Source organism: Bacillus sp. AFS029533 (genome assembly GCF_002585125.1).
GTDB lineage: Bacteria > Bacillota > Bacilli > Bacillales > Bacillaceae_G > Gottfriedia > Gottfriedia luciferensis_B.
The window spans coordinates 85,941-96,963 of record NZ_NUQC01000003.1 but is presented as its reverse complement, the minus strand read 5'-3'; the positions used below and the strand labels follow the sequence as shown (position 1 = coordinate 96,963).

Genomic DNA, 11,023 nt, shown 5'->3' with positions numbered 1-11,023 from the left:
CGTTGCTTCACCTGTCTAACGGTGCTCTTTATCGTCTATGATAACTTAAACTCCTCACCAGGCTTCAACCCTCGAATGTCAAGCGCTTGCAATCAGTCTAAAAATCAAGTTTGATTGTTTAATTGACAAGTTTCTACTAGATTTTTTAGTTAATCTATTTACTTGACTCTTTTAATTTTAATAATGCTTCTTTAGCTGCTTGTTGCTCTGCTTCTTTTTTAGATCTACCACTACCGATTCCTAATGTTTCGCCATTTAATAATACTTTTGAAACAAATTCACGGTTATGAGCTGGTCCTTTTTCTTGAAGTATTTTATACTCAATTGAACCTGTGGAGTCTCTTTGTACAAACTCTTGTAATTGACTTTTAAAATCCATCACATGCGAAAAAGCACCATCGTTTATTTTTGGGAATATATGAAGAGATAAGAAGTTTATAACTGTTTGTAATCCTTGGTCCAAATATAATGATCCAATGAATGCTTCAAAAACATCCGCAAGTAATGCTGGACGTGTTCGACCACCTGTCATTTCTTCTCCGCGACCAAGTAATATATATCGACCAAAATCTAATTCATTCGCAAATTTCACAAGTGATGGTTCACAAACGATTGCGGCACGTAATTTTGTTAACTCGCCTTCACTCATAGTAATATATTTTTGAAATAAATATTGTGAAACGGTAAGCTCTAAAACAGCATCCCCTAAATATTCTAATCTCTCATTATCTTCATATGGTTTTTTACGATGCTCATTCACATAGGATGAATGTGTAAACGCTTGAATTAGCAAGCCCTCATTATTAAACATAATATTTATTTGTTTTTGTAATTTTACAAAATTCTCTTTTTCAACATCAGAAAGTTTATATTCTCTTACTCTTCTTGAATGCGGCATATTTACCTCCAACTAAAAAGCAGTTTGATATGCTGCTAAACCTACTAGTCAAGAAAATGATGAGAAGTCCCGTATAAAATACGGGACTTTTCTCATTACATGTTGCTCTCTATGTAGTTCACAACATCACCAACTGTGACGATTTTTTCAGCATCTTCGTCAGAAATTTCTAATTCAAACTCATCTTCTAATTGCATTACTAATTCAACTACGTCTAATGAGTCTGCATCTAAATCTTCTTTGAAACGGCTTGTAATTTGGATCTCAGATTCTTCTACACCTAAACGGTCAACAATAATCTTTGATACGCGCTCTAATACATCTTGCATTATTATTCACCTCCCCCCAAAGATTGTCTACTTATGCATTATACATAAAAATTTGGCAAACGCCAAACTAATTCATTACAAGTCCACCATCAACATTGATTGTTTGGCCAGTAATGTATCTACTTGCATCCATTGCTAAGAACACTACAGCATTTGCAATATCTTCTGGTTGACCAAAAGATTGCAATGGAATATTCGATAACATTTGCGTTCTAATTTGCTCATTTAATTCATTTGTCATATCAGTTTCAATAAAACCAGGTGCAATTGCATTAACTGTAATGTTTCTAGAAGCTAATTCCTTTGCTGCTGTTTTTGTTAAACCTAATACGCCAGCTTTTGCAGCTACATAGTTCATTTGTCCAGGATTACCAATTTGTCCAACAACTGAACTAATATTAATGATGCGGCCATTACGTTGACGAGTCATAAACTTCGCTGCTGCTTTGATACAATTGAATACGCCTTTTAAGTTTGTATCAATTACATCATCCCAATCAGCATCTTTCATACGTAATAAAAGACCATCTCTTGTAATACCTGCGTTGTTTACTAGTATATCAATACTACCAAATTCATCAACAGTATTTTTTACTAATGCAGCAACTTCTTCACCATTTGATACATTTGCTTTATATGCAATAGCTTTAACTCCAAGAGCTGTAATTTCTTCTACAACTTTAAGAGCAGCCGCTTCATTCCCTGAATAATTAACAACTACATTTGCACCATTTTTCGCTAAAGTTAAGGCGATTGCTCGTCCGATACCGCGAGATCCACCTGTAACTAATGCAACTTTACCATTTAGCATGATTTTATTTCCTCCCATTCATTTAAAAATTGGTTTAATGTTTCAACATCATAAACATTTACTAATTTTGATGATGGAGAGATTGCTTTTACTAATCCAGTTAAAACTTTTCCAGGACCAATTTCAACAAATGTATCAACACCAAGATCAACTAATTCTTGAATCGATTGATTCCATTTTACCGGAGAATATAATTGATTAACTAATAATTCTTTAATTTCATTTGCATCTGTCACAACTTTAGCAGTAACATTTGAAATTAATGGCGTTACACAATCATTTACATTTATTTTACCAAGCTCGTTTTGGAATTCTTCACTAGCAGGTTTCATTAAAGATGAGTGGAATGGACCACTTACTTTTAAAGGTAATACACGTTTAGCTCCAGCTTCTTTTAGTAAACCAGAAGCAATTTGTACACCTTCTGCATCTCCTGTAATAACTACTTGTGTAGGAGAATTATAATTCGCAATACCTACAGAATGTCCATTTTTATTCACTTCAGAAATAACTTCTTCAATTTTTTCTGGAGCTAAAAATAATACAGCTGCCATAGCACCTTGTCCTACTGGTACAGCTTGCTCCATTAATTTCCCACGTGTATGTACTAATTTAACACCGTCTTCAAATGAAATGCTTTCAGCTGCGACAAGTGCTGTAAACTCACCTAAACTATGACCAGCGACAAAGTCTGGTTTAATTCCAGCTGATTTAATCTTCTCAAGCATAGCAATTGAAGTTGTTAAGATTGCTGGCTGTGCATGATATGTAGCAGTTAACTCTTCATCTGTTCCATTGAAAATAATCTCAGAAAGACTAAAACCAATTTGTTCATTAGCAGTTTCAAAAATAGATCCACATTCATTATAGCTCTCAGCTACATCTTTACCCATTCCAACTTTTTGTGATCCTTGTCCAGGAAAAATAAACGCCACTTTACCCATTGGAGTGACCCCCTTATGCATTTGATTCGATTTTCTCCATGTGATCACTTACTAGTTTTACAACATTATGTTCAACCATCGTTTGCGTTTGCTTAATTGCACTAAAAATCCCCATCGCATCAGAACTTCCATGAGCCTTAATGACAGGTGATTTTAAGCCAAATAACGCTGCTCCACCATACTCGGAGTAATCCATTTTCTTTTTTACACCTTTTAAGTTTGGTTTTAATACAGCTGCTGCAAGCTTTGATGTGAAATTAGTAAGCATCGCATCTTTAATTAATGAAAACATTGCAAGTGCAGTACCTTCAATCGCTTTTAAAGCTACATTTCCAGTATACCCGTCTGTAACTACCACATCTGCTACTGAGTTCATTAAGTCTCTAGCTTCAACATTTCCTATAAAATTCAAATTACTTTCTTTTAGTAATTGGAATGTTTGTTTAGCAAGTTCATTACCTTTTTTATCTTCCGTGCCTACATTTAGTAATCCAACAGTCGGATTATGTATACCTCTAACTTTTTCGGCATATACAGATCCCATTATTGCATATTGAAGTAAATGGTTTGCTTTTGCATCAACATTTGCACCTACATCAAGAAATACAAAGCCTTTGCCATCTAAAGTAGGCATCGTAGGTGAAAGTGCAGGTCGTTCTACACCTTCCATTCGACCAACGACTAATAAGCCCGCTGTCATCAATGCGCCAGTATTTCCAGCAGAAATACATGCATCAGCATTGCCTTCTTTTACTTGGTTTGCCATTAAGACCATAGAAGCATTCTTTTTTCTTCTAACCGCTCTAACTGGCTCTTCCGTTCCTTCAATTACTTCATCTGTATGGATAATCGTTATATTTTTATCATTCGTTAAGAATGGTTTAATTTTTGATTCATCACCAATTAAAGTAATATGTATATCATTTAATTTTTCAACTGCAAGCATCGCACCTTCAACGATGGCTTTTGGGGCATGATCTCCACCCATTGCATCGATCGCTAATTTCATCTTGTTCACTTCCTATTCTTCAATACTTCGGTGGTACATTTCGAACAAGCCATGGAATACATGTTCTTTTTCAACATAGCCATTGATATCAACTGTCGTACGCCTCGGATCTCCTTTTTGCGGTAAAACCTTTGCCTTCGCAATTACTCGGTCATTTGTTCTTACTGGTTTAATAAAAACAAAATTGGATTTAGCTGTAAGAGCTAAATCATCATGAATAACTGCAACTGCTAAAGAATTAGCCTGGGCAAATAAGTGATGACCTCGGGCAATTCCATTTCTACTAAAAGTATGCTCTTCCTTAACGTCAAATATAGAAATGGCACTTTCGTTTAAATGAATATCAATAACTTCACCGATTATTTCATCTACTGGTAGTGATTTTACATCTTCTAATTGCTGAGTGGCAACATTTTTGATGCGCTCCCTTAACTCAGGAATTGATAACTCAAGACGATCAAGACGAATAGTTTGTATGCTCACAGATAACTGATTAGCTAAATCTTCATCTGTAATAAACGGATTTTCTTTTATAATTTTTTTTAACAATTCATGACGATCTTTTTTATTTCTTCTCATATTACATACCTCAACTACTAATTTGTGACCAGGTATTAAATACAGTTTATATTAAAAACCCACGTATTACAATAGTTTTTTGACAAACTTTTAATACCTAGTACTAATCTAATTTTTCTGAATTAAATATTCCCGTTCTATCTAAGTACATTCTTAATCCTTGATATTCATTAGCTTTCCAAAATACATCTGAATTAACAAGTAATGTTGCATCATTTCGTGCAACTTCTAATGCACGATAGTCATGTACCATATCTGCCATTTTAAATTCAGGTACACCACTTTGTTGTTTTCCAAAGAAATCTCCTGGTCCTCTAAGCTCTAAATCTTTTTCACTTAACTCAAAACCATCGTTTGTTTCTGTCATGATTGTTAGTCTTTCTTTTCCTACTTCACTTTTTGGATCGCCAACTAAAATACAATATGATTGTTCTGAACCTCGTCCAACTCGTCCTCTTAGCTGATGTAATTGTGAAAGTCCAAATCGGTCTGCATCATAAATAACCATCACAGTTGCATTCGGTACATTTACCCCTACTTCTACAACTGTTGTTGATACTAATATTTGAACCTCATTCGCTGCAAATGCCTTCATCACGTCATCTTTCTCTGTTGATGAAAGCTTTCCATGCATCAAACCGACCTTCGCCGTATTTTGATAATGAAAAGATAGAACACTATGTAAATCTAATGCATTCTGAAGGTCTAGTTTCTCTGACTCCTCGATTAGTGGACAGATTAAATATGCTTGTCGTCCATTTTTAATTTCTTTACCGATAAAATCTAAAACGCGATCAAACATTTCTTGTTTAACCCAATACGTTTCTATTTTTTTACGACCTGCCGGATATTCATCAATAATCGAGACATCCATTTCACCAAAAGCTGTTATTGCCAAAGTTCTTGGGATTGGAGTTGCTGTCATAAATAAAACATCTGGAAAATAGCCTTTTTCTCTTAAAACTCTACGTTGACCAACACCAAACCGATGTTGTTCATCTGTAATTACAATACCTAATTTATTAAATTGAACCTCATCTTGAATCAAAGCATGAGTTCCGACTAAAATATGTACTTCACCGTTTTTTAATCGTTCTAGGATTTCACGACGCTTTTTACCTTTTACAGAACTTGTCAGAAGCTCAACATTTACTCCAGTATGTTGTAGCATTTTTGCTAAAGATTCAAAATGTTGCTCAGCTAAAATTTCTGTAGGCACCATTAATGCACCTTGGTAACCATTAAGTGTACATGCATACAATGCAATGGTAGCGACAACGGTTTTTCCCGACCCTACATCACCTTGTAATAAGCGATTCATTCGATAAGGACTTTCTAAATCTGAGAATATTTCTTGTACAACTCTATTTTGAGCTGATGTCAGAGGAAATGGTAAGGATTGGATTAGTTGTTGAATTTTTTCAATATTTAATGTTTTTGGGATACCTTTTGATTGATTACGCTGAATTTTTCGAAGTGCTTGCATTTTTAGTTGAAACAGAAAAAACTCCTCATAAACAAAGCTTCTTCTAGCTTGTTTTAAACTATTCGCATCAATTGGATGGTGAAGTAATCTCATTGTTTCTGAACGATTTAAAAGTTTATATTTTTGAATTAGTTCGTTTGGCACTAAGTCATTTATTAAATGTCCATATTTTTTAAAAGACTGCTCGACAAATTTACGTATTGTTTTTACAGACATTTTTCCCTTAATTGAATAGACAGGCTCAATTTCATGACTATTCGTACGAGAACCAAATACGAGGTCTGATAATGAAATGGTTTGTTTATGTTGATCCCACTTGCCAGAAACAGTAACATGCTCATTTAAGTTTAACTTTGTTTTAAAATACGGTCGATTAAAACAAATAACAGTAATTAAGTATCGATCCACTAAAAGTCGAAATGTTAGACGAGATTTATTTTTGCCAAAATATTGAAGAAGAGGAGCGCTATGAACAATCCCCTCGACAGTCACGCGCTCTTCATGCTTCACTTCTGATAAATCCTTATTTCGAAAATCCTCATATCGATACGGTAAATATTCGATTAAGTCATTTATAGTAAAAATACCCATATCATTTAATTGTGTTTCAGTTTCCTCGCCGACACCACTTAATACAGATACTTTTTGTTCAAGTTCAATACTCACTATTTTTTTAGCGAAACACCAAATATTTTTGCTTCTAATTCACGTCCTGTTGGCGTTGCCGCTAGTCCTCCTTCTGCAGTTTCTCTTAGCGCAGATGGCATTGTTTGTCCAATTCGATACATAGCATCAATTACTTCGTCACATGGAATACGACTTGTAATACCTGCTAATGCCATATCTGCTGCTACCATTGCGTTAGCAGCACCCATTGCATTACGCTTAACACATGGTACTTCTACTAAACCTGCAACAGGGTCACATACTAAACCAAGCATATTTTTTAATGTAATGGCAAATGCTTCAGCACTTTGACTTGGAGTACCACCAGCCATTTCAACGATCGCAGCTGCTGCCATACCACTTGCAGAGCCTACTTCCGCTTGACAGCCACCTGCAGCACCTGAAATTGACGCATTATTAGCTACAACAAAACCGAAAGCACCAGATGCAAATAAGAATTCAATCATTTGCATTCGAGTAGGATTTAATTTCTCTTTTACAGCAAAAAGGGTTCCAGGAACTACACCAGCAGAACCTGCTGTTGGTGTTGCACAAATCGTACCCATTGCAGCATTTACTTCATTTGTCGCAACCGCTTTACTAACAGCATCTAAAAGTAAATGGCCTGAAAGGAAATTACCTTTTGCAATATAATTTTGAAGTAATACAGCGTCTCCGCCTGTTAAACCTGTTGGCGAGTGAACACCTGCAAGTCCTCTTTCAACTGCCTTTTCCATAACAACAAGATTTTGCTCCATTTTACCGATAATCTCTTCACGGCTTCTTCCTGTAAATAACATCTCTTGTTGAATCATTATTTCTGAAATTTTAACATTTTTTGATTCAGCTAATTCAACTAATTCAGCAACATTTTTAAACATATAAGTTCCCCCTCTCCTTAATCAACCATTTTCGTAACACGAATGATATGTGGTAAAGATTCAATTTCTTTAATTACTTTATCATCTAGATCTTGGTCGACCTCAATTGCCATCAAAGCAATTTGTCCGACTTCTTTACGTGAAACTTCCATATGGCCAATATTTACAGCATATTTCATTAGGACATTTGTTACACCAGCAATCGAACCAAAACGGTCATTGTGCACAACAAGAATTGCTGGGTAATTACCCGAAAGTTTTAGTTCAAATCCATTCAATTCAATAATTTCAATTTTTCCACCACCGATTGAAATTCCTACTAATTCAAATGGTTGGTCATCATCGAGAATCGAAATTTTCACTGTATTTGGATGCTCCGTTACTGCATCTTCTTCAATGAAATCAATTGACATCCCTTTTTCTTGTGCAATATTTAATGATTCTGGAATACGCTCATCGAATGTATCAAAATCCAATAGACCACCAATAAGCGCAACATCTGTCCCATGTCCACGATATGTTTTAGCAAATGAACCATATAATGAAATCAAAATCTTTTTAGGTTCTTTTCCATAAAGATTTCTTGCTACACGACCAATTTTAGCCGCTCCAGCTGTATGTGAACTAGAAGGGCCAATCATAATTGGACCAATTATGTCAAAAACACTTTTATATTTCATCACGTTTCCCCCAATACGTTATTGTAAAAGCGTATTATATTTAGTTTTTGTTTTGTTAGTACAAATCATTTATATAAAAAGTTGGTATTATGGACAAAACAATGTCCACCTTATAGTGTAATACGAAATTCTACAGAGTTCTACGTTATTTTACAATACAACTTAAATAATTTACAAAAAAGAAGACTAAATAAGCAATTTGTCGATTTCCTTTCCAAGTTACTCCCTTTTTTGGGGAGAGAGCAGAGTCCCCTCTGCGCGCCTGCTTAGTCCTTTCCAAAAGAGTATTTAATAGTGTAAAACAACAAATAAAAAGAAGAAGTGCATCCCACTTCTTCTCTTTGTTTTTTATTCAATTGAAAAAATATACGAATATAAAGGCTGATTTCCGTTATGAACTTCAACTTCTAAATGATCAAAGCTCTCTTCGGCAAATTCAACCAATTTTGAAATTTCTTCATCTGATACATCTTGACCATATAAGATTGTTAATATTTCAGAATCTTCATCAATCATATCTTGTAATAATTTTTTTGCAGCCTCTAATTGATTTGCATCTGTTGTAACAATTTTACTTTCAAGGATTCCCATGAAATGATCTTTTGTTATTTCTACGCCATCAATTTCAGTATCTCGAACCGCATAAGTTATTTGACCTGTTTTTACTGTCTTTAATGCATCTTGCATTCCTGATTTATTTTCAGCTAATGATGCAGTAGGATTAAATGCTAATAAAGCTGACATACCTTGAGGTACTGTTTTAGACGTTACAACTGCTACATTACATTCTGCAACAGATGCTGCTTGCTCAGCCGCCATCACGATATTTCCGTTGTTAGGAAGTACAATAACATTTTCTGCGTTGCATTGTTCAATTGCTTTTACAATGTCTTCTGTACTAGGATTCATTGTTTGACCGCCTTCAATTACAACAGTTGCCCCAATACTTTCAAATAATGCTTTAATCCCTGATCCCATAGCTACCGTAACGATACCAAATTCTTGTTTTTCAGTAGGTTGTGTAGACTCATTTTTAGAAGGAGATTCATTTGAAACCTCTTCATGTAGTAAGTTAGTATGTTGTTCGCGCATATTTTCAGCTTTTAGTTTTAAAAAGCTTCCAAAACGTTGACCTAAATTAAATACTTCCCCAGGGTACTCAGCGTGAATATGAACTTTTACAATTTCATCATCAGCAACTACTAATAAAGAATCACCCCATGCACTTAACTCTTTACGGAAAGTGTCTATGTCAAAAGGATGTTTATTTAATTTTTCTTTTTCAAATCGCACCATAAATTCAGTACAATATCCGTATACAATGTCTTCCGTATTTAACATACTTTGTACATTTCGATGTTCTGCTTCAACAAGTTCCTCAAGTGAAAGAGTCGCCTCAGCACCTTCTAAGGAAATTTCTTCACCTTTTAATGATGCTAAAAATCCTTCATAGACAAGTACTAAACCTTGGCCTCCGCTATCGACTACACCAACTTGCTTTAACACAGGTAGTAAGTCTGGGGTACGGTTTAATGATGCATTTGCTTCAATAATTGTTTCCTCAAGAAAAGGAATAAATTCTTCATGTGTTTTTGCTATGACAACTGCTTTTTTTGCTGTTTCTCTTGCAACTGTTAAGATTGTTCCTTCAATAGGCTTCATAACAGCTTTATAAGCAGTTTCTACCCCTGCTTCTAATGCTAAAGCAAAATCAGTTGTTGAAATTGTATCCTTTGATTCAATCGATTTAGAAAAACCTCTAAATAATTGAGAAAGGATTACACCAGAATTTCCACGCGCCCCCATCAATAAGCCCTTTGCAAAGCTTTGACCAACTTTCCCTACATGACTATTTGGTTTTTCTATTACTTCCTTAGATCCAGAAGTAATAGAAAGATTCATATTTGTTCCAGTATCACCATCTGGTACCGGGAATACATTTAATGAATCTACAAATTTTACATTTTTCGTTAAGTTATTTGCACCTTGAATCACCATATCTGCAAATAATTTACCGTCAATACGTTTTATCGACACAAATTCTCCTCCTTAATGCGTCTTTACAGGTTAGCTACTTTCACACCTTGAACAAAAATATTAACAGAGTCAACTGATAATCCTAATGTTTGATCAAGAGTATACTTCACTTTATTTTGTACGTTATTAGCAACCTCAGAAATCTTCGTACCATAGCTTACAATTATGTACATATCGATATTAACGTCCTCACCTACTTGGCGAACAATAACACCTTTTGTAAAGTTATCTTTTTTTAGGATTTCTGTAAGACCATCCTTAATTTGTTTCTTAGAAGCCATTCCAACAATACCGTAACAATCAACGGCAGCTCCACCAGCAATTGTAGCGATCACATCTGTACCAATCTCGATTGTTCCATATTGAGTTTTCATTTCTAATGACATATTTTGGTCCCCCTTATTGGATAATCCAAGTATAGTTAGTTATACTACTTACTTATTATTGTATACCTTTTTCCAAAATAATTCTATTGACTCACTACTATTATTAGCATTTCAATAATATTCATGGTTAATTATAGAAAATACAATTTTTAAAGAATTTCTTTTAAGGTAAGTCGGGTGGTCCCTCTTTAATATTTTGTATATCAGACATTTCGATGTCAAGGTTTTTTTCTTGAACAACTTACCAATAACTGTTGCATTAAGTAGAGCGGTATGATAAATTATAGTAGTGTTTGAATGAAAATAATCATTGAAAT

11 protein-coding genes are annotated in these 11,023 nt (G+C 34.6%); all 11 read right to left on the bottom strand.

The genetic code is table 11. The features are described 5' to 3' along the window. Positions 1-154: 154 nt before the first annotated feature. The 11 genes from rnc to COE53_RS01395 all read right to left on the bottom strand — a co-directional run bounded on the left by rnc (position 155) and on the right by COE53_RS01395 (position 10,706). Positions 155-898: a ribonuclease III gene (gene rnc, locus COE53_RS01445; protein WP_025568935.1), complete on the bottom strand. Its 744-nt coding sequence runs from the start codon at positions 896-898 to the stop codon at positions 155-157. A 95-nt stretch (positions 899-993) separates the two neighbouring features. After that, on the bottom strand, positions 994-1,227 hold the full coding sequence (acpP, locus tag COE53_RS01440) for an acyl carrier protein (protein ID WP_025568936.1): 234 nt from the start codon (positions 1,225-1,227) through the stop codon (positions 994-996). 67 nt (positions 1,228-1,294) lie between these two features. Further along, the gene (gene fabG / locus COE53_RS01435) at positions 1,295-2,038 is read right to left on the bottom strand and encodes a 3-oxoacyl-[acyl-carrier-protein] reductase (protein WP_025568937.1); all 744 of its coding nucleotides are present in this window, start codon (positions 2,036-2,038) and stop codon (positions 1,295-1,297) included. Beyond that, entirely contained in the window at positions 2,032-2,982 is a 951-nt protein-coding gene (gene fabD / locus COE53_RS01430) for an ACP S-malonyltransferase (RefSeq protein WP_069034522.1), read from the bottom strand. The genes fabG and fabD overlap by 7 nt, the downstream gene beginning before the upstream one ends. A 13-nt stretch (positions 2,983-2,995) precedes the next feature. Continuing rightward, positions 2,996-3,991 (bottom strand): phosphate acyltransferase PlsX, encoded by a 996-nt coding sequence (gene plsX, locus COE53_RS01425; protein WP_025568939.1) that lies wholly within the window; start codon positions 3,989-3,991, stop codon positions 2,996-2,998. Positions 3,992-4,003: 12 nt separating this feature from the next. After that, complete coding sequence (fapR, locus tag COE53_RS01420) at positions 4,004-4,570, bottom strand: transcription factor FapR (RefSeq protein WP_025568940.1); 567 nt, start codon at positions 4,568-4,570, stop codon at positions 4,004-4,006. Between the two features lie 103 nt (positions 4,571-4,673). Beyond that, positions 4,674-6,722, bottom strand: coding sequence for an ATP-dependent DNA helicase RecG (gene recG, locus COE53_RS01415; RefSeq protein WP_025568941.1), 2,049 nt, complete (start codon positions 6,720-6,722; stop codon positions 4,674-4,676). Further along, positions 6,722-7,603 (bottom strand): L-serine ammonia-lyase, iron-sulfur-dependent, subunit alpha, encoded by an 882-nt coding sequence (gene sdaAA, locus COE53_RS01410; RefSeq protein ID WP_025568942.1) that lies wholly within the window; start codon positions 7,601-7,603, stop codon positions 6,722-6,724. Before sdaAA ends, recG begins: the two co-directional genes overlap by 1 nt. 17 nt (positions 7,604-7,620) lie before the next feature. Continuing rightward, positions 7,621-8,283, bottom strand: a complete 663-nt coding sequence (gene sdaAB / locus COE53_RS01405) for an L-serine ammonia-lyase, iron-sulfur-dependent subunit beta (RefSeq protein ID WP_025568944.1) — start codon at positions 8,281-8,283, stop codon at positions 7,621-7,623. A gap of 348 nt (positions 8,284-8,631) precedes the next feature. Beyond that, positions 8,632-10,320, bottom strand: a complete 1,689-nt coding sequence (locus tag COE53_RS01400; protein ID WP_025568945.1) for a DAK2 domain-containing protein — start codon at positions 10,318-10,320, stop codon at positions 8,632-8,634. Positions 10,321-10,343: 23 nt separating this feature from the next. Further along, entirely contained in the window at positions 10,344-10,706 is a 363-nt protein-coding gene (locus tag COE53_RS01395; RefSeq protein ID WP_025568946.1) for an Asp23/Gls24 family envelope stress response protein, read from the bottom strand. Between the last annotated feature and the right edge of the window lie 317 nt (positions 10,707-11,023).